The sequence below is a fragment of the Nonomuraea sp. NPDC050663 genome, from assembly GCF_044456985.1.
Lineage (GTDB): Bacteria > Actinomycetota > Actinomycetes > Streptosporangiales > Streptosporangiaceae > Nonomuraea.
Genome location: NZ_JBITGL010000039.1, coordinates 1 through 17814, shown reverse-complemented (window position 1 = coordinate 17814; position 17814 = coordinate 1). Strand labels below are relative to the sequence as shown.

Genomic DNA, 17814 nt, shown 5'->3' with positions numbered 1-17814 from the left:
TGTGGCTACTGTTACTCACGCGTCCTCGCATCGTCGTCGGGGTGCCCGGCGGTCTCTGCGCCGCCCTCGGTAGGTCATGGCTGGGGGTCGTCTTGATCCGGCGGTCCGTTCCCGAGGACAAACGAGACCGTCAGGTGATTCCAAGCGCCATGACGGACTAGTACTCCAGCATCATTTTGTGATCTTAGTTGGCAATCTGCAGCGCTTGTGATGGATCATGGCACTACAGCCTGGGCGGCGGGTTGGATGTCCTGTTCGTTCGCGCGGGTAGCCGGCCGTTTCGGCCGGGTGGAGCCGCGGCAGCGGGCAGCGTGCCTATGTCTGGGGCTGCTGGCCCCGATCGAGGGCAAGAACGGCTGGGCCCTGGCCGAGGCGGCGGGCGAGGCCAACCCCTTGGGCAGGCAGCCGCTGGCAGCTCGGCGTGCGAGATGGCGTGTTTGATCGTGGACGAGACCGGGTTCATCACGAAGGGCGATAAGTCGGCTGGAGTGCAGCGCCAATACTCCGGGACGGCCGGCCGGATCGAAATTGCCAGCTCGGGTATTCCTGGCGTATGCGAGCGGCGCGGGACGCGCCTTGGTGGATCGCGAGCTGTATCTGCCCAAGTCGTGGACCGGTGATCGCGACCGGGTGTGAGCAGGCGCCGTCAGGATCGAGGTCGCGGTCAATGACGGCGTCGAAGTTCCCGCGGTGCGCCCACCCCTGACAGGGGTGAACGGGTCGCGCGGGACCGCGTGGAGCGCCTCTAGCCAGGCCCGGTCCTCGCCGCCCTGGTTCAGGATGTCGCCCGGCGACCAGCAGGTCGCACAGCCGCGGGAGCAGCTGGCCCCGGGACCTTGTTCGGATCTTTGAGTGTGGAGTCCATGCTCTCCCTAGTTGCGCTTGGGGCGGCACCCGGAGTCCTTGGGCTTCGGGCGCAGCTTGTGGTTGCACACGCTGTCGGGGTTGGGCGGCGCCGCCATCCCCGCCACCTCGCTTTGCGCCAGGATCGCAGCCGGGCCAGCAGGGCGGCTCGCATCCGGCCTGGACCGGCACCAGAGCACGGATTTGGACGCATCAGCGCGGACCAGACCCAGTAGCTCGCGAGCGGCTGGTCGGGGACGTTGCCGGCCACCAGCATTCGCGCCATCGGGCAGGGAGTAACCTGTCCGTCGCCAACGACCCCTGCCACCGTCATGCCGCACGAGCCGCACAGCTGCTGAACCCAATCGGTCATGGTGGAGCCGGCTTCGTCCGCCCGGCCCAGGTGCCGTACCCGATCGACTCCGATCTCGGTCACCCCGACCTCGGTAGGCAGCCGCTTGGCCTGCTCGCCCAACTGCCTGTCCAACACGTCGACCATGCGCGACGCGCAGGGGGATCGCCTCGGCCAGAACCCGGTCGATGTTGGTGAGAGCCTGGGCGTGCGTGGCGCCTCGTTCCAGTACGCGCTCGACGCGGGCCTGGCTAAGAAGGGGCAGTGAATGATCGCCCAGTAGCTCAGTACGGCTGAACGCGTGTGATCACACAATGCGGCTCAGCGGCCTCGGCGAGGATGACGTACTCAGCAACGCCGAGGTCGCCATCGCTTCCGAGGGGGACCCGCCGCTGCAGTGGCCATCGGTCATTGACCGTGGCCCCGGGCACCCCACCGCGGGTCTCGTTGATCCTCACGGACAAGGCCGCGATCGCTGAGAACAGTGCAGAGCTGGTACGCGGATCGGCCATGAGCTCAGCCACCTCATCGGAAAAGTAGCACGGCCAGCCCTCCGGCTCGGTTTCACTCAACCGGCGAACCCTTCGCCGCCCGGCTGGCCTCGACCTCCGCCAGCGTCGCCTTGCGCAGGTTGCCACCAATCGCAGACTGGTAGATACGGTCAGCGTCGGGGTCGGTATCAAGCATCGCCTCGCACCACCACCTGCGCAGCACTGCCTCGGCCTGCTCCAGCTGGGCGGTCCCGAGCTCGCGGTAGAAATCCATGCGCCGCGTCGGCGACAAGGCTCCGGCAATCCCGTCGGCCGTCTTCGGCACGCGAGGCTCCTGGACCGGGTCGTGGGGCTGTGCGCTCATATCGTCACGGTACCTGGTGGACGCCCGAACGTCTGGGCGTCTGTACGCCAAGGCGTCACTGCCCAGCCTCGCTCTGTTCCTGGCCTTCACTGGGAGCCGAAACGAACGTTCCTGAACCGCTCCAGGTCTCGACCAGCCCTTCGGCTTTCAGCGCACGAAGCGCCTTCTGCGCCGTGGAATTGGTGACGCCAAAAGTCTCCATGATCGCGTGGATCCCGGGCACTCGATCGCCCGGAGTCAGGTCTCCGGACTCAATCCGCCGCCTGATGTAGTCCGCGATTTGCGGCCACAGCGGTATGCGTCGGTCCAGCTCAGGCGGCAGATCTTCAGCCATGGGAGCAAACTACGTAGATACAGCATGCTCAGGGTAGCGACGTCTAGCCGCATGTAGCTGTCATTACCCTAGCTAGCTACGGCTAGATGTGGGTATCATCTCGCCTTGACACGCCTGAAAAGCAGGCGGGCCCGGCAGGCGCTGTGAACGCCGTACCGGGCCCTTGATCAGGAATTGAGGTCCTGACCCGTGGACAACCCTAGACCTCGCCGAGATACCTCGGCCAGACGCTGCGAGCAGGCAGAACCCTGTGCCGGCCGGACCTGCCGCCAGCAGCTCGCTGCTGGCGACATCGACCGTGAAGCGATGCGCTTCACCTGCACGGCCATCTGGATCCTGGCCCGCACCGAGGCCAGTGATGAACCGCTCTTCTGGCACCGAGAGTTCCTGCGATGGGCATCTCGCTCCACCGACCTGGACCTGGCCGCCCGCGTCGGGCGCATCCAGGATGGACGCGCATTGTGACCGCCTTAACCGTTGAGGAGCAGTCGGCCACAAGAGCCGTCCGCTCGTTCCGGCCGACCTTGCAAGACTTCCCCAGGCCGAAGGTCGCGCGCAAGCAGCAGGCCGCTCCGGCCGAGCCGTCCGTGCCTGAGCCGTGCTACAGCCTTGTAGACCCGCCGCTGGCGTACGGCTGCGGAAAGTGCGGCCACCCTCCGATGGAGCACGACGACACTGGCTGCGGCGCCACCGAGCCGCACCCCTATCAGGTTCCTGAGCCGGGTCAGGTCGGGGCCCGGCTGGCGTTGTACCAGCAGCGGGGCTGGCGTTTCGGCCCCAAGTCGGACGGCTGGACCTACGCGCCGTCACGCACGTGTCAGCTGCTGCCTGAGGTCATCGACCGCGTCCAGGCTGCCGACCTGACGGTTGAAGAGATCCGAGCCGAGTCAGGCTGTACCGTAGAAGTAGCTGGGGCCCCTATCGAGGGAGAGACCCAGACAGGGCATCTCGACGCAGCCATCGAGGGCCCCGAGCATCTCACCACCTTTGCCGAGGTCTCGCCTCAGCTCCTCCAGCCCGCTGTGGTGAGCCCGCCGGGTGCCGACCACGGGCCGCCCGCGCTCCCATCGGGTCTCAGCTCGGGCGCACCCCCCAGTCCTCCGTGTGGAGGCCTGATCGTCTTGCCGGGCAGTCCGGGCGAGCCCGAGTCGGCGACGTGGGCCCTGGCCGACCGCGCGGACTTCCCCGACGCGTGGCCGGGCGCGGGCCGTTCGCGCACGCGCCTGCCGTACAACCTGCCGGTCCCGGTCGGGTGGCGCCCAGCCGTGCCAGACGCCCGCGAGCTGGTCGGCGCGGGGGAGACGGCATGACGTCGGCACAGGAGCTTCTGCAGGCCGCGCGTGACCGTCGGCGCGAACACGGCGACACGTGCACGGCGTGCTCGCTCGATCGGCTGTGCAAGCGCGCCATCGAACTGCTCGCCGAACTCGACACGGCCGAGTACCGGGCCACCGCGGCGCGCATCGCGTCGACCAGGGTGGAGTTCCCTGATCACACGTTCTGGCAGGCGGCCGGGATCTGGTACGCGCGCGGGCCGTGCCCGGACCTGGCCTGCACCTGCCTGCGGACCCTGCACTCCTCCGACTTCGAAGGAGTGGCCCAGCAGCTCAGACCGGAGGTTCGTCATGACATCTGACCCCCTCGGCCGCAGACAGCTCGCAGACCCCGATGACGACGATGCCTGGCTCGACGGCCTGCTGCACGCGGCCGATGCCGACCTGCTCGAGCAGATCTCGCAGCATCCGGCCACACAGGAGCTCCTGGCGCGGCTGAAGGCCGAGCTTCAGAACTCGACACCGGCCGATGGGGAAGGCAGGAGATCATGAAGCGGATCGTCAGCGCCGACGGCTGGGTGCGCTACTCCAACTCGCAGGGCAACTGCGTCGAGGCGCGCATCGATCCATGGAACGGCAGTCGGGTGCGCGTCCGGGAGAGCACCGCCCCAGATCATGATGTCGCGGTCAGCGTGACGGACTGGGATGTGTGGCTGGCACGGGTCAGCGACGGTACTTACGAACCCGAAGACCTAGGCGATCAGTCTGAGCGGTGCCGGATCACCATCCCGCTGACCCTCGCTGAGCATCAGCGGTGCGCCGGCCGGCCTCGGATGGTGATCACCTCGTGGACGAGCTGGCGGGCCTTTCAGCGGGGTGTGCAGGCCGGGTTGTTCGCAGCGGCGAGGCTCACGAGGGACAACTGGTGATCGCCCGGTTCGTGCTGGCCATCTCGATCCTGGTCCCCGACGTCCAAGGGGGTGAAGCACGTGAGTGAGCAGCGGGGCCTCACGTCGGCCTGGCGCGATCAGCAACCGCCAGACCGGCGACGCCAGCAGCAGCGCCAGCAACGGCGGCGGTGGGCTCGGTCGCTGTCTCTGACTCAGGATGAGCGGCAAGCCGAGCTGGATCTGCTCGCCGAGCTGGTGGCTCGCCATCCGGTCGAGGCCGCCCGGATGGTGGCCGACGCAGTCGCGGCGCGGCTGGGCGGCGGCCGATGAGTGACCACCTGCTCGCCTCTGGCCGGAGCGGCAAGCACGCCGTGAAGGACGGGCCACATGTCGGGGGCCACGGCGTGCGGGCGATCGCCCTGTGCGGCGCCAAGGTGACGATCGACGGCTACGCCGGCGGCGTGTTCCCGTGGTACCCGGGCGCTGGCTGCCAAGCCTGCCGCCAGGCCGCTCGTAGCGCGCCACCGACGACCAGTCAGGTACAGTCTCCGCCCCATTGACCGGCGCGGCGGCCAGCGCCGCGGCCTTGTTCTGCAGCCCTCCGGATCACGCCTGCACGACGGCCGCCTCTGCATAGCGTCTGGCCGCCGTGCCTCCCAGAAGCCGCTCGGCCGGGGAAGTTCATCCCGGCTCGTTCAGCTCCCCTTCGCAGTCGGCCGCTCCATACTCGACCCACGGCGGGCACGGAGCGCGCCCTCTTCGAGTTCTCCCCGTGGTTAGGGCGGACTCGAACGGGGCCTCAACTGCGGTGGTCGAGCACGAAGGTCTCGACCGGCTTGTCCAGACCACCTTCAACCAGGACCGGTCACCAATACACTCCTTGTCGTGTCTCGAGGCTGACCCAAACCTCAGCTCCGGGGCTGCGGCAGACCCTGCATCTGCCACGGGGGTTGCCGCATCGCCAGATGCCCTGCTCGTATGCTCGGCCATAGCGAGAAGCGGCCCTGGGCTGCACTGGCCAGCAGGCAGAAGAAGGAACAGGGTGACCGAATGCGTACACCCTCGGTGGTGTACGCCTAGCCGGACTACCTGGCCTGGCATCAGGAGCAACTGCGTGGGGGGTAATAGCCCACTCGCTATCGTGGCCCTCTCCATCAGCGCGATCTATCTTTGCCTAGTTGCAGCGATCGCCTCCATGGCGATCAGAGCTGCCGGCCACGCCGCCGAAAGAGTGCCGTAGCACTCGAAGTGCTGAAGGTTCTCATGAGCCATTCAGAACCGCCAGCGCCAGAGCCACCCTCCCCGCAGGAGGCGGCGTGAGAGCGGACGCGGTCTCTCGCGGACCCCAGTACATAGCGAACGAGCCCTGCTTGCCCCCTGACGGGATCAAGTAGGGCTCGTTGTCAGGCGCTGGACAGGGCCGTGCGGCTCAGGCGGCCAGGTCGCTGCCGTACTTGGTGTAGCCGGGCGGCGGGTGAGGTTCTAGGCGGTGATCGCGCACTGGTCAGCTTCGACCCTGGCGATGCCATCGGGCACACACCTCGCTCTGCGCGAGAACCACAGTGCGCTGGGCGCGCAATTGCTTTAGACGAAGACCTCAGCCATGCTGTCCAGGATCGGCAGAGCTTCGACGCAGGCACGTGACCAGGGTCGACGCCGTCAAGGTCTCGGATAGGCCCGCACACCTCCAGCCCACGCCGGAGGGCTTGCAGTGACACGGCCGGTGTTGCACGACACGGGCATCGGAGTCCAGCGCCCCCGACGCGCACACAACCTCGGCCTCCTGCCACACCCTGCGCACCAACCACGCACCACTCCACCGGCCGACCGCCCAAGGCCCAAGCCGCTATCCCGCACCGAAATGAGGATGGGACCCCTTACACGAGCTCGCCCTGCCCCTTCAATTGCGGCAGCCGGCGCAGCCCATTCACCGCCTGGTCCACCAGGTCCGCGTCGTCACGACGTTCACCGTCGGGCTGATGGCCGTGCGTGCACGGCTTGAGCCGATCGGAGGCGCGCACGAGCGCCGATGGCAGCAGCCGGTCGAGGAAGTCGGCCACCTCGCGCACTCCGGCGCCGGGCCACAGGTAGGCCGTCTGCCAGGCCAGATACAGCATCGACAGATCTTCCACCACGTCCCAGTGCCAGCTCCAGCACGGCGTGTAGGCGCGCTGCGCTGCCGGCCAGGCCATGAGGACCTCCCGGACCCAGTCGGCCAGCTCGCTCAGCCGCTCGGCCTTATCCGTGTGGCTCATCCGCAGCCAGCACCACGGCCGAGGCTCCGGTTCACGCCTGCCCGACCCGGCCGCACCCGCCTGCCCCGCGCCCGGGCTGGGGCGGCTGGCCTGGGTGGCCTGCAGGTCGGCGACGGTCGCGGTCAGCTCCCGCATCTGATCGGCCAAGGCCAGGACCAGCTGCAGCATGCCCTCCTGCCCCGCGTCGCCGCGCGCCTCCGCCGTACCACCTGCCGTGCTGCCTGCCGGTCTGTCTCGGGGGCCGGTGCCGAAGATGGGCAGCTGACCGCGACCGCCTTCAGAGTTGGTCATGCTGACCCGTCCTCGCTGGCGTCCTGGCTGGCGTCCCACGGTCGTGCGGGCCGGGGCCGGAGCCGGTCACGCAGCCGCCGCCGAGCGGCCACATTGTCGACCGCACCCCCACCAGCTCCAACACCAGCACCTGTGGTGGCGAAGCTGGCCGCGCCGCCGGACTCCAGGCGCGGCAGCGGCATGGGTGCTCCGGAGCGGTTGCGCCGCTTGACGTCGGCCCGCTGCCATACCAGCTCGGCGCGCACGATGGTCGGCCGTACGTTGCGGCGGATGACCACCGCCCGGGTCACCGGGAGCATGCGCACCTGCGCCAGCGGCAGCACCCGGACGGTCTCCGCGCGGCGGCTGCGCCGGCGGCGGCCGTCGTCGTCGATGCTGGCCTCCCACCGGAACAGGGTGATCTCATCGCACAACACCGAGACCCGCTCCAGGTCGTCGGGGTTGCTGGTGCCGCCGAAGAACACCTTCGCCTTGCTGCTGTTCCAGATGGTCCGCGCGCCGTGCTCGCCCCACTGCTGAACCAGCTGGGAGTAAGACTGCGCGGCCAGCACGAACGCCATCCCGGACCCGGCCGCAGTCGACAGCCAGCCCGGCAGCTCCTTGACCCGGCAAAAGTTGGTGAACTCATCCAGCGCGAACAGCACGGGCGGGTCCAGCCGGCCGTACGGCTGGCGCGAGCCGAACAAGTGGGCGTAGAAGTGCAACTCCCCCAGCAGACACGAAAACAGCGGCGCCGTCACGCTCACCTCCTCCCCCGCGACCAGGTACAGCGTGCCCTTGCCGCGCAGGAACCGGGCGAAGTCCAATCCGGCCTCGCCGGGGTCCGGACTCAGCATCCAGGCGATCGCCGGGTCCTCGAGGAAACGCAGAGCCTGGCGCAGCGTCATCGCCACCGAATCGCGGGTGCGAGCGTGAGTGGCCAGATACCGGCTGACGATCGCGGCCGGGAGTTCGGTGTTCAACCCAGGCCGCCGCACTCTGAGGATGTTGGCCGGGGCGGGGTCGTCACTGACGATCCACCCGTAGACCACAGGCAGCTCCAGCCCGGCCAGCGCGGCAGCATGCAACATCGCCGACAGCACCATGGCGGCCTGCCCGACCCAGAAGCCTTCGTCGGACATACCGCCGGTCTGGGAGGCCGACACGATCCGGGCCGCCCGCCGCAGCGCCGTCTGCTGATCCTCACACCCGCGCACCAGGGAGACACGGGTGGTGCTGGCCAGGTGGCCGACCCCTTCGGGGTTGAGCACATTGACCAGGCCGCGCCGACTGCGCAGCCCCGCTGTCGCCTCGGCCAGGTCGGTGCGGATGCTGGTGGCCACCACGGACCCAGGCGCGTCGATGATCCGCCCCGCCAGCCAGGCCGACTTGTACTCCTTCGGCGGCGCGAGCACCAGGACGGTGTCTTCGAGCGTCGCATATACCCGCATCCGGACAATCCATCCCTGGGCCCAGCCCAGGAAGATCGCGATCTCCTTATGATGCAGCAGGGGCCGCCTCCAGCGGCTGCCCAGCGACGGGCGGGCACGCAGCGCCGCCTTCTGAGCCGCAGGCCGGCCGTAGTGCCTCCACAGCTCCAGCCGACGGGCAAAGCCGGGGCCCGGGTACAGCCGCCATCTCAGGCGAAACCACAAGCTCAGCCCACGCAACTTCTGCGGATCTTGGATGCGGGAGACCGTCACCGCGGCCAGGGCCAGCGCCATGAACAGCACGGCGAACCACGGGCCGTAGGTGGCCAGCAGGTCCATGCTGATCTGTCCCGCGTCCGGCGCCGTCGTCCCCGCCACCATGCTCGGCGTGTCCGGCGTCATCGGCGTTCGCCTCTCCTTCCGGAGACATCGCCCTGACGGATAGAGCCCCGTGCCACCCTGCCCACGATCACTAGGGCCCGTCAACGTCCTGCGCGCATTCCTGCCAGCCCCGTTGCCGCTACGGCCATTCGTCGCCGCCGGCAGCGGGCGGCCGCGACGAAGCCGCCCTCGCTAGCCCGTCCGCGCGGCGCGGCAGGACCACTAGCGGCGAAAGCCGCCACCCTATGGCCCCCGGAGAGGCCTCTCCGCCCACTGGGATGTCGAGTCCGGCATGCTCGGCCTGGACGAGCGCAGCCAGGTCAGCGCTGAGGACTACGCCCGGCTCGGCGTGCCGGTGCCCCGCCACGGCGGACTGCACGAACTGATCGAGCAGTCCACGCGCGGCCAGCTACCCGCCGGTCAGGAACTGGGACAACCCCTTCTGCCCCGGCTCGCACGACAGGTGGATCTTCGCGGTCAGACCGCCCCGAGACCGGCCCAGCGCGTGATCGGCGGATTCGGTGACGACGCCACCGGCGGATTCCTTCTGCGGGAGCGACCGGGCTCCGGCGGCGTGCTGATGAGCGCGCACCGTGGAATCCACACTGACATCCCAGCCGATCAGGCCGGCAGCGTCCGCCCATGCCCTTCCAAACCCCGAGTTGCACCACCTCCCGACCGGTAACCTGACCAAATGATCGTCCTGGCCTCCGCATCACCCTCCCGCCTCACTCTCCTGCGCAGCGCGGGGATCGACCCCAAGGTGATCGTCAGCGGCGTCGACGAGGAAGCCCTCTCAGCCCCCACTCCCGCCCAGCTCGCCCTCCTCCTGGCCCAGGAGAAGGCCCGCAAGGTCGCCGCCGACCTCTCCGACGCCGTCGTCATCGGCTGCGACTCCATCCTCGAACTCGACGGCCGCCCGTACGGCAAGCCCGGCACCCCCGAGGTCGCCGCCGAACGCTGGCGCCTCATGCGCGGCCGCACCGGCCGCCTGGTCACCGGCCACTGCCTGATCGACACCGTGACCGGCCGCGAGGCCTCGGCGGCCGAGACCACGGTCGTCCATTTCGCCACCCCCACCGACGCCGAGATCGCCGCCTACGTCGCCACCGGCGAACCCCTCGCCGTCGCCGGCGGTTTCACCCTCGACGGCTTCGGCGGCTGGTTCGTCGAGGGCATCGACGGCGACCATGGAAACGTCCTGGGCATCTCCCTGCCCAGAGTGCGCGCCCTCCTCGGCGAACTCGGCTACGCGGTGACCGACTTCTGGCGCTAGGTTTCCCCGCATACGCGACACGCGACTTCTTCAGCGGTGTGGGCTTCTTCTTCCAGGGCATCGGCTGGGTGGCCAAGCACGGCCGGTGGTGGCTGTTCGGGCTGATCCCCGCCGTGATCGCCTTCGCCGTGTACGTCGTGGCGCTGATCTTCCTCGGCAAGTACGCCTTCGAGATCGCGGACTTCGCCACCCCCTTCGCCGACTCCTGGAGCTGGCGCGACACCTTCCGCACCATCATGGGCGTGATGGGCAAGGCGGGGTCGTGCTCGCAGATGGCCATCAGGACCTGGCGTTCGTCGATGATCGGGGTGGCCAGGGCCCAGGTGATGGGCGGGCCTGCGGGGGGTGCAGATGAGGTGCAAGCGCGGCCCCCAGAACCAGGTGTGTGGGAGCGGCAGTAGCCGTAGCCGGCCCAGCCGACCAGCTTAGAACGGCGCGGTGGGGCGGGAGCGGCCGCATTCGATGGGTGTGGAGTCGACGATCCAGAGCGGGTCGTGCCACCGGTCGGTGTCGATGGCGCTGCCCCCTGCTCGGAGTCTCCGTACGAAGGTAATCCAGCTTCCCCTCCCATGCCTCAGCTCAAGCGGGCGGCCCGGACGGCGCTGAGGACAGGGCGTCCGGGCCACGTGGACTACTCCTCATCCTGGGAGTGGGGCAGATCATCATCCGGTCGTAGGTAGGCCTCGACGGCTGCGGCGATCACAGTCGAGCGGTGCTTGGCGCCCACCTCGATCCTGAAGTCATCCACCACGGCGATCTCGGCTTCAGTGAGCGGGACGGGCCACAAGACGCGAGAACCTTCCTCCTGGTTCGGCTGTGTCCGTCGAGTCACCCTGGGAGGGAACCTGCTTCCTACCGGTCGGCGTATGGCCAGGCGATCCTCAATCAAACCGTACAGAATCCCCTGGTCCAGGGCCCAGTCAAGGGCGTTCAGCGCCAACTGCGCATACGGCAAGCCATCATCTTTCATACGGCGCGCTTCCCGAAGCGCCGTGGGAAGGATGTACACGTTTACCTGGCGGGTGGGGCCGGACTCCGTGGCCATCCCATACTGCGCTGACGGCTTGGGAGGCCTTCGTTTTGCTGGCTGACGCTTGCCTGGCTGAGGAGTTCGCGGAGCTCGAGGTGGTGCGGAAAGCTGCGCTCCGATCGTGGCCGCAGCAGGCTGAGAAACATCGGATGTCGGTGGCTGCGGAACAGCAACCGGAACAGCGGGGAGAGTGTCGGGATGCGGCAGACCTCTGGCCAGCTCCACGGGAGCCGCAAGCAGAACCTGTCCGTTGTCCTCACCCGAGGCGACCGTCTGGCCACTCACTGGCGGACCCGGCAGGCCCGCACGTTCGGCGGTCACACCGGTCGGTGATGCGGGCCCTGCCTCCGGCTGCGCGGCTGGTTCAGCCGGAGGCAGAACAACCTCAGCTTCTACGATGGCCTTCGCCGTCGGAGGGCCTTGGGCATCGGACGGCTTCGCCATGATCTCGCCCAGGCCGTTCTGCCCCCGCTGCCTGCGCTGCCGGGTCATCCCTCCGAGTTTGGGCTGGGGAGCTTCCTCGTGGAAGATGTCGCTCATCCCTGCATCTCTCTCTCGATACTCAGAGCCTCGGTGATGACCTCCACGGTGAGTTCCTCCATCTCAAGGGCTGAAGTCTCGGCTGAGTCGGCACTCACAGTCACCTTGTTCTGCCGGGCCATCTTCTTCCAGTCCGCGCCAGCGGTTGCATCGGCTACCTCGGCGAAGACCCTCCCCCGCTTGCGGCAGAGCTTGGCCACGCTCACAGCGCGGGTGATGACGGTTTGGAAGACCGGCATGTCGAGGCCGGACCGGTCGATCAGCTCGAGAATCTCCCGCCTGGTCTCGGCTAGAACACCAACTTCTCTGAGGCCGATCTCATTACCTTCATGATCCTTGATCTTGCGGATGTTGTTGCGGTCGAACCCGAACAACACCACCCCGAGAGGCGTTAGCGTGTCGTTGTACCTGCCCGCCGCGTCAAAGACGCTGGCCACGCCTTCGAGGCCTTGAATGCTTCCTTGATCAAAGCAGACGGGAATCAGGACATACCGTCCGGCAATACCCGCAAGGTGTTGCAGGTCAGGCATGTTGGGCGGGCAGTCGATGAAGACCCACTCATACTCGGCCGCGACCTCAGCCAGAGCCTGCGCAAGAGACAGCATGGGGTTGCGGTTGGGATGTCCCTGCTGGCTAGCGAAGATGGTGGCCGTGATGGCGTTGAGACGCTGGCCGCCCGGCACCACATCTAGGTTAGGGCGCACCTCGCGCACAACATTCAGCGTGCCGAGCCCGGCCACTACGGCAATGACGCTGGCACCAGCGTCGTCACCGGCCTTCCCCTGATAGCCGAGATCGAGGCCGAGGTTTCCCTGTGGGTCGAGGTCGACAGCGAGTACGCGGCGTGCAGATCCCTGGCGTTCCAGCTCTGCTGCCAGCTGGGCTGCGAGGTTGGCTGTCGTAGTGGTCTTGCCAGCCCCACCCTTGTTGTTGAGGACGATCATGACGCGCCCGAGTAGGTCCCGGATCGAGTCAATGCTCTCCTGGTTCAACTGCTCGGCCGTCTTGGTATTGGCCGTCAGAGGTGAGAATCTGCTGCTCATGCGTCCGGACTCCTGTCGTGGTTTTTAGACCTGCAACTTGCCGACGTAGTAACCACCGCACCGATCCCCCGCGCCTCAGTTGTTCCACGTGGACATCTTCTTAGCAGCTCAAGACGTAGCGTGCACGTCCATTTGTCGGCGTGTCCGAATCGCGTGGCTACGGACATGGCGGGCGACTGTCCGTAGGTCAAGGGCGACGAATGGGGCCACGTGGATGCTGTCTGACGCCCGGCTCGCTGATCAAGCTTTCTTGAGAACTGCCTTCTGTCTAACCCTCTGTCCTATCTGCCTATCTATCGGCTGTCATCACTATGCAAGCCAACGGTTGTGAGACGACTTTCATGGCTATCTTCTCTAACATGTGAATCACTATGATTTAAAATATAGGAGCAGAGACTGGAAGCTCTATAGTTGAAACTATGCTCCCTGCTACATGGACTCTTATCGCTGTCGCTATTCCGATAGAGCTTGTTGAAGGGATCTTAAGTAATATTTCTTCGACTACTATTGACGTCGCTGGTAGAGCTATCGGTTGAACTATCGGTCGCACTGACCTGCGGTGATGTGCCGAGCTTAGCGGCGCTCCTGCATCGATGGCCTTCTAGCTAGAGACCTGATGGTCATCCTCAGTCTTCAAGGGCAACGTCGTCACTAACGCAATCGAAGGCATCAATGAGGGAGAGCATCAACACCCGTTCGAGGCAACGGGGAAGGGAACTCGGCCTGCTGCGCCACCCACACCGCAGCAGAATTCGCTACCCTCACCGCCCACTACTGGAGTGGTCAAGTCCGAATCTTCTGCGGACAGGCGACAAGTCTTCGTAACCGCACAAGGAAGGGAACAGCGCCTGTCACTCATCGGCGTATCCCTTCTATGAAGGTGCGAGCGAGCGTTCGCCCGCTTCGTCGTCCGTCGGCTAGCACTCTCAGTCTCGTCATGGCACCGCCCTCCGGGGCAGGAGCCAGCGTCTGATCCCGGAGGCGTAGCCCGCACCGTGTCATCCTCGTGCCCCGGGGAGGTCAGCCTTCGTCGTGTGCTGTAGGGGGCAGTGCGGAAACTCGGCAGTCGATGCCCTTCCTATCGGAGGCTGTCACTCACCTTCCGGTGCTCGCTGGCGAAGTGCCGAACACGGTTGATGGCGGGGAGAGCTTCCTGTCGAAGGAGTGCATACTGTTCTTCTTCGAGGTCGTCCAAGACGACTCGAGACCAGGCGGCCATCACGCGCAAAGCCGGCAGCGACTGGGATGAGTATGGCCATGGCACGTCTCGCACCGCTTGGGCAAGGTAGGACAGGCTCTCATCTAGGTCGTCATCGATGAGCTGGGGATGAGCTCGTCGCAGTGAGGCTAGGTTCCCGGCGGCCTCGCAGAAGGCGAGTGCGTTGGGGTCGAACCATCGTGCCTCCCGCTTCAGTGGATCAGAAGTAGTTGTTGCCGTGAGCCGAAGCGCCCGCTCAAGCCGTTCATTGCGAGGGAGCCCCTGAAGCTCGGCGCGGCCGCGGCGTATGCGGTTGTCGACCGCCTGCGCGGAGCGCAACCCCAGCGGCTCAGCCATACGGGACTGCGGAATGCGCAGCCGTAGGCCCATTTCCAGCAGTTCGTGTTCGACGCGAGAGATCTCCTCCAGGAGGTATCCCACTACCGAGAGTGCGTCGAGGACGTCATCAGCAAGGTGGCCGTCGGGGAGGCTGCGCCGTGAGGACAAAACGTGGTTCAACACCGCCAGAGGATTGTCGCGGTCAACGGCGGCGGGCGGTTCCTCATACCGATCGTGACGATCGACGATCCTGTCAACCAGCTTCTGACCTGCGAGTTTCCCGATGCGGGGCCTACTTCGTGGAGGCATATCAACACAGTATTGAAAGATCATCAGTAGAGGAAGGCGCCGCGAGCCGGTCCTCCGCCCGGGGCATAAGGTCCGCCCCTTCCCGCTCAGCACTTTGGCCCTAGCGTAGGGCAGTCATCCATCAGGCAAGCTCTGACTGTCCTCCTGCGCAGGCTGTGGCCTCTTGTACCGCCGAGATCACGGAGTAGCCGAACCTGTTGTGAGTCTAAGCTGACGGAGATCGTTGACACCTGGGCTCCGGACACTACGCCCCTGGGTCTGAGCTCAGCCCCAGTTCGATCATCCCAACCCCCAGCGCGATCGAGAGGCCAAGCGACGCCAGGAGGGCATCCGGTATGGCGACGAGGTCACCGGCAACGTCGCCACAGCCAGAATCTCCAGCCGCTGGCCAAGCACGGGCGGGCACCAAGCGCCGCTGCTGGCCCGCCTCTCCGAGGCTTGCAAGACGGCCATGATGCTCAAGATGACCCAGTCGTTGGAGCTGAGGCGATCGATGACGCGCTGGACTGTCCGCGCTGCTGATGGCCACTCGGTTGATCTCGCCAGTTCTCGCCAGTTCTCGCCAGCGCTCGCCGGCGCGGCGCAGTCGACGAGTGAGCGGCCGGCGATACTACTCCGTTGGAGACGATCCTCCAGGCTGCTGTCACGGGAGGCCGGGTCCTGGGAGAGCGGTGGACCTGATCGCCGAGGCGGGCGCCAATCTGGATGTGGACACGAAGTGGGCGACGGTCGCCGCGCAGGCAGGAGCGAGCACGGAACAGGTGCTGGACGCGCTCGGGCAGGGCGAAGAGCTCGTGACGGAAAACCATAAGGCCGCTGAAGCGGCGCTGGCGGAAGACTAGTGGAGCTCGATGATGGTCAACGTCGGCCCTTCCAGCGGGCAGCTCCGTCGTCTTCAACTCCTTCGGATCCCGTTCGGTGAGTGACGGCAACGGACCCGCTACGGGATGAGCGGGCTGGCGCCGAACTCAACGGCGTCCTGAGCTGCCTGGACAAAGGCTCGGATACGCGCCGACTCGGCGGAAGCACGCCAGATGAGTCGCCAACCGAACGGCTGCCCATCCTGGATTGGGACATAGGCAACATCTGGCCGAGCGTCGTAGTGCATGGCGTGCTCCGGTACCGGAAACACTCCCTTCCCAGCCCCGATCAGCGCCAGCATCTCCTGGATCGTGCTGAAGGAAGGACCGCGCCGCAGGTCCTCCAGCGGGGGCACTACGAGAGCGTCCACTTCGTGAGTGAAATCCCGCGGCACCAGCACTTTGTCGCGAGCAAGGTCGGCTACGGTGACGAATGTGCGACGTGCGAAGGGGTGACGTGACGACACGGCAAGCACCGGTTGTTCATGGAACAGCACAGGGCTCTCGGCCAGATCGTCCTCCAGCGACGTGGTGCCGACCAAAAGTACGTCGATTTCCTCGTTGTGGAGCTGAGAAGTTCCGTCGGCGTACCGGTTCTCGACGATGTGAACTTCGCACTCAGGGTAGCGGGCCGAGAACCGGTCGGCGACGCTGATGATGAACTGGCCGATCGCCGTCCCGACAAAACCCACCCGCAGGGCACCCGTGACGCCGCGGCCAGCCGCTACCGCTCGGGCGATGCCGGCTTCGATCTGCTGATACGGGAGCCGTACGTCCGCATCGAATTGACGTCCCACTGGGGTCAGGGCGACCTGACGGCTGGTGCGTTCGAAGAGGGGGACGCCGATGCGCCGCTCTATGTGCTTGATCGTCTGGCTGACGCGGGCGGTGGAGACGTGCAAGCGTTCGGCTGTCCGACCGAAATGTAGTTCCTCGGCGAGAGCCAGGAAGATCTCAAGATCTCTGCGTTCCATAAACACCTATGTTAACGATTGTTGCGTGGCTGACCGTTGTTGCGAGCCTGTCGAACCGAGAAGCTCGAGACATGGAAAACACGGGATTGACCTTGGTAACCGGGGGAACCGGAAAGACTGGCCGCAGGATCGTCGAGCGGCTGACCCGACTCGACCGTCCTGTTCGGATCGGCACGCGCTCCGGCGGAGTTCCCTTCGACTGGCAGGACCGCGGCACTTGGGAGGCCGCCCTGGAGGGTGTCACCGCCGTCTACATCTCCTACTACCCGGATGTGGCCATCCCCGGCTCCGCCGAGGTGGTCGGAGCCTTCTCCAAGCTCGCCGTCTCCCGCGGGGTACGGCGCCTGGTCCTGCTGTCAGGGCGGGGCGAGGAGGAGGCGGAGGCCGCCGAGGAGGTGGTGGCGGCGGCCGGTGCCGAGTGGACGGTGCTGCGCTCCAGCTGGTTCAGCCAGAACTTCAGCGAGAACTTCCTGCTGGACCCCGTTCTGTCCGGGCACGTGGTGCTCCCGGTCGGCCCCATCGGCGAGCCATTCGTGGACGTCGAGGACATCGCCGACGTCGCGGCTGTAGCGCTCACCGAAGACGGGCACAACGGCCAGATCTACGAACTGACCGGTCCGCGCTTGCTCACCCTGGAGGAAGCGGTCGCCTCGATCGGCAAGGCCGCCGGTCGCGACATTACCTTCACCCGGGTCCCCGCCGAGGCGTACGCGGCGGCACTGGCCGCAGAGCACGTTCCGGCGGAGATCGCGGACCTGTTGGTGTACCTGTTCACCACCGTGCTCGACGGGCGCAACGAGCGTGTCGGCGACGGCGTGCAACGGATGCTGGGGCGCGAGCCTCGCGACTTCGACGACTACGCCCGGAGGACCGCGGCGACCGGAATCTGGAGGGTTTCATAAACCCCTGACCTGCTGGCCATGATCGCAGCGGGTCACAGGACGGGGCTCCACGCCGCATTCATGTGGAGTAGCTCGGCCTGGCTAGGCCGTCGGGCGGCCTAGGTGACCAGGATGAGCGGCACTCGTGTCCCCGTTCTCAACCCGCTGTTCAGGCTAATCACCACGATGTCTGATTCTGTTCCTTGCGGCCACGAGCTTCCACTGGGTGTTCCAGAGGGGGCAGCCGTGGATCGTAACCGGACCGCTCGGCTGCGCGGCGATGCTGAGGGTCACCAGCGCCGGATATTACAGTCATGCTCTGAACGTGTTAGTCACAGAACGGCTGGAGCGGGCATTCGCGCAGCGCGCGAATCGGATTCCAGTATCGACGGGTGTTGTTGGGGTGTCGATTGGTGGCTGACCCGTTCGACCTAGGAGGTGACAGGGGCTGACGTGGCCTCTGCCTCCTGGAAGGGAACC

Annotated in this window: 19 protein-coding genes and 2 pseudogenes; 12 read left to right on the top strand and 9 right to left on the bottom strand. The window is 66.5% G+C overall.

Annotated elements, in window-relative coordinates; translation table 11 throughout:
* Nucleotides 1-210 precede the first annotated feature (210 nt).
* Nucleotides 211-630: pseudogene (locus ACIBH1_RS48745) on the top strand (transposase); the annotation flags it as partial.
* Between the two features lie 710 nt (nt 631-1340).
* Nucleotides 1341-1463, top strand: coding sequence for a hypothetical protein (locus ACIBH1_RS48740; RefSeq protein WP_397320983.1), 123 nt, complete (start codon nt 1341-1343; stop codon nt 1461-1463).
* Between the two features lie 296 nt (nt 1464-1759).
* On the opposite strand, the gene ACIBH1_RS48735 is transcribed toward ACIBH1_RS48740, so the two are convergent.
* Both ACIBH1_RS48735 and ACIBH1_RS48730 read right to left on the bottom strand, forming a co-directional pair.
* Nucleotides 1760-2011, bottom strand: coding sequence for a hypothetical protein (locus ACIBH1_RS48735; RefSeq protein WP_397320982.1), 252 nt, complete (start codon nt 2009-2011; stop codon nt 1760-1762).
* 94 nt (nt 2012-2105) lie between these two features.
* Nucleotides 2106-2384 (bottom strand): winged helix-turn-helix domain-containing protein, encoded by a 279-nt coding sequence (locus tag ACIBH1_RS48730; protein ID WP_397320981.1) that lies wholly within the window; start codon nt 2382-2384, stop codon nt 2106-2108.
* Between the two features lie 306 nt (nt 2385-2690).
* On the opposite strand from ACIBH1_RS48730, the gene ACIBH1_RS48725 reads away from it, so the two are divergent.
* From ACIBH1_RS48725 to ACIBH1_RS48700, 6 genes are all read left to right on the top strand, one after another.
* Entirely contained in the window at nt 2691-2849 is a 159-nt protein-coding gene (locus ACIBH1_RS48725) for a hypothetical protein (protein WP_397320980.1), read from the top strand.
* Nucleotides 2850-3505: 656 nt separating this feature from the next.
* On the top strand, nt 3506-3694 hold the full coding sequence (locus tag ACIBH1_RS48720) for a hypothetical protein (protein WP_397320979.1): 189 nt from the start codon (nt 3506-3508) through the stop codon (nt 3692-3694).
* The gene (locus ACIBH1_RS48715) at nt 3691-4020 is read left to right on the top strand and encodes a hypothetical protein (RefSeq protein ID WP_397320978.1); all 330 of its coding nucleotides are present in this window, start codon (nt 3691-3693) and stop codon (nt 4018-4020) included. The genes ACIBH1_RS48720 and ACIBH1_RS48715 overlap by 4 nt, the downstream gene beginning before the upstream one ends.
* The gene (locus ACIBH1_RS48710) at nt 4010-4210 is read left to right on the top strand and encodes a hypothetical protein (RefSeq protein WP_397320977.1); all 201 of its coding nucleotides are present in this window, start codon (nt 4010-4012) and stop codon (nt 4208-4210) included. Before ACIBH1_RS48715 ends, ACIBH1_RS48710 begins: the two co-directional genes overlap by 11 nt.
* The gene (locus ACIBH1_RS48705) at nt 4207-4587 is read left to right on the top strand and encodes a DUF397 domain-containing protein (protein ID WP_397320976.1); all 381 of its coding nucleotides are present in this window, start codon (nt 4207-4209) and stop codon (nt 4585-4587) included. The genes ACIBH1_RS48710 and ACIBH1_RS48705 overlap by 4 nt, the downstream gene beginning before the upstream one ends.
* A gap of 60 nt (nt 4588-4647) precedes the next feature.
* Nucleotides 4648-4878: a hypothetical protein gene (locus ACIBH1_RS48700; protein WP_397320975.1), complete on the top strand. Its 231-nt coding sequence runs from the start codon at nt 4648-4650 to the stop codon at nt 4876-4878.
* Between the two features lie 1547 nt (nt 4879-6425).
* On the opposite strand, the gene ACIBH1_RS48695 is transcribed toward ACIBH1_RS48700, so the two are convergent.
* The 3 genes and pseudogenes from ACIBH1_RS48695 to ACIBH1_RS48685 form a co-directional block, all read right to left on the bottom strand.
* On the bottom strand, nt 6426-7094 hold the full coding sequence (locus tag ACIBH1_RS48695) for a hypothetical protein (protein WP_397320974.1): 669 nt from the start codon (nt 7092-7094) through the stop codon (nt 6426-6428).
* Complete coding sequence (locus ACIBH1_RS48690) at nt 7091-8905, bottom strand: type IV secretory system conjugative DNA transfer family protein (RefSeq protein WP_397320973.1); 1815 nt, start codon at nt 8903-8905, stop codon at nt 7091-7093. Before ACIBH1_RS48690 ends, ACIBH1_RS48695 begins: the two co-directional genes overlap by 4 nt.
* A gap of 436 nt (nt 8906-9341) precedes the next feature.
* Nucleotides 9342-9488, bottom strand: a pseudogene (locus ACIBH1_RS48685) (IS5/IS1182 family transposase); the annotation flags it as partial.
* 90 nt (nt 9489-9578) lie between these two features.
* Between ACIBH1_RS48685 and ACIBH1_RS48680 the strand changes: the two are divergent.
* Complete coding sequence (locus ACIBH1_RS48680) at nt 9579-10160, top strand: Maf family protein (RefSeq protein ID WP_397320972.1); 582 nt, start codon at nt 9579-9581, stop codon at nt 10158-10160.
* A gap of 38 nt (nt 10161-10198) precedes the next feature.
* The gene (locus ACIBH1_RS48675; RefSeq protein WP_397320970.1) at nt 10199-10561 is read left to right on the top strand and encodes a hypothetical protein; all 363 of its coding nucleotides are present in this window, start codon (nt 10199-10201) and stop codon (nt 10559-10561) included.
* 230 nt (nt 10562-10791) lie between these two features.
* Here ACIBH1_RS48675 and ACIBH1_RS48670 read toward each other — a convergent pair whose 3' ends face one another.
* The 3 genes from ACIBH1_RS48670 to ACIBH1_RS48660 all read right to left on the bottom strand — a co-directional run bounded on the left by ACIBH1_RS48670 (nt 10792) and on the right by ACIBH1_RS48660 (nt 14643).
* Entirely contained in the window at nt 10792-11730 is a 939-nt protein-coding gene (locus ACIBH1_RS48670) for a hypothetical protein (RefSeq protein WP_397320969.1), read from the bottom strand.
* Nucleotides 11727-12773 carry a ParA family protein gene (locus ACIBH1_RS48665; protein WP_397320968.1) on the bottom strand — a complete coding sequence of 349 codons (1047 nt, stop codon included), beginning with the start codon at nt 12771-12773 and terminating at the stop codon, nt 11727-11729. Before ACIBH1_RS48665 ends, ACIBH1_RS48670 begins: the two co-directional genes overlap by 4 nt.
* A gap of 1078 nt (nt 12774-13851) precedes the next feature.
* The gene (locus tag ACIBH1_RS48660; RefSeq protein ID WP_397320967.1) at nt 13852-14643 is read right to left on the bottom strand and encodes a hypothetical protein; all 792 of its coding nucleotides are present in this window, start codon (nt 14641-14643) and stop codon (nt 13852-13854) included.
* A 647-nt stretch (nt 14644-15290) separates the two neighbouring features.
* Between ACIBH1_RS48660 and ACIBH1_RS48655 the strand changes: the two genes are divergently transcribed.
* Nucleotides 15291-15461, top strand: coding sequence for a hypothetical protein (locus ACIBH1_RS48655; RefSeq protein WP_397320966.1), 171 nt, complete (start codon nt 15291-15293; stop codon nt 15459-15461).
* 98 nt (nt 15462-15559) lie between these two features.
* Here ACIBH1_RS48655 and ACIBH1_RS48650 read toward each other — a convergent pair whose 3' ends face one another.
* A complete protein-coding gene (locus ACIBH1_RS48650) occupies nt 15560-16453 on the bottom strand; it encodes a LysR family transcriptional regulator (protein WP_397320965.1) in 894 nt (297 codons plus the stop codon).
* A gap of 86 nt (nt 16454-16539) precedes the next feature.
* Between ACIBH1_RS48650 and ACIBH1_RS48645 the strand changes: the two genes are divergently transcribed.
* Entirely contained in the window at nt 16540-17355 is an 816-nt protein-coding gene (locus ACIBH1_RS48645; RefSeq protein ID WP_397320964.1) for an NmrA family transcriptional regulator, read from the top strand.
* The last annotated feature ends 459 nt before the right edge of the window (nt 17356-17814 follow it).

Excerpts from the sequence above, each read along its gene's own strand:
- ACIBH1_RS48665 (WP_397320968.1), bottom strand. The coding sequence starts at position 12,773 with ATGAGCAGCAGATTCTCACCTCTGACGGCCAATACCAAGACGGCCGAG.
- ACIBH1_RS48715 (WP_397320978.1), top strand. The coding sequence starts at position 3,691 with ATGACGTCGGCACAGGAGCTTCTGCAGGCCGCGCGTGACCGTCGGCGC.
- ACIBH1_RS48650 (WP_397320965.1), bottom strand. The coding sequence starts at position 16,453 with ATGGAACGCAGAGATCTTGAGATCTTCCTGGCTCTCGCCGAGGAACTA.
- ACIBH1_RS48680 (WP_397320972.1), top strand. The coding sequence starts at position 9,579 with ATGATCGTCCTGGCCTCCGCATCACCCTCCCGCCTCACTCTCCTGCGC.
- ACIBH1_RS48670 (WP_397320969.1), bottom strand. The coding sequence starts at position 11,730 with ATGAGCGACATCTTCCACGAGGAAGCTCCCCAGCCCAAACTCGGAGGG.
- ACIBH1_RS48740 (WP_397320983.1), top strand. The coding sequence starts at position 1,341 with ATGCGCGACGCGCAGGGGGATCGCCTCGGCCAGAACCCGGTCGATGTT.
- ACIBH1_RS48710 (WP_397320977.1), top strand. The coding sequence starts at position 4,010 with ATGACATCTGACCCCCTCGGCCGCAGACAGCTCGCAGACCCCGATGAC.
- ACIBH1_RS48690 (WP_397320973.1), bottom strand. The coding sequence starts at position 8,905 with ATGACGCCGGACACGCCGAGCATGGTGGCGGGGACGACGGCGCCGGAC.
- ACIBH1_RS48725 (WP_397320980.1), top strand. The coding sequence starts at position 2,691 with ATGCGCTTCACCTGCACGGCCATCTGGATCCTGGCCCGCACCGAGGCC.
- ACIBH1_RS48660 (WP_397320967.1), bottom strand. The coding sequence starts at position 14,643 with ATGATCTTTCAATACTGTGTTGATATGCCTCCACGAAGTAGGCCCCGC.
- ACIBH1_RS48705 (WP_397320976.1), top strand. The coding sequence starts at position 4,207 with ATGAAGCGGATCGTCAGCGCCGACGGCTGGGTGCGCTACTCCAACTCG.
- ACIBH1_RS48695 (WP_397320974.1), bottom strand. The coding sequence starts at position 7,094 with ATGACCAACTCTGAAGGCGGTCGCGGTCAGCTGCCCATCTTCGGCACC.
- ACIBH1_RS48730 (WP_397320981.1), bottom strand. The coding sequence starts at position 2,384 with ATGGCTGAAGATCTGCCGCCTGAGCTGGACCGACGCATACCGCTGTGG.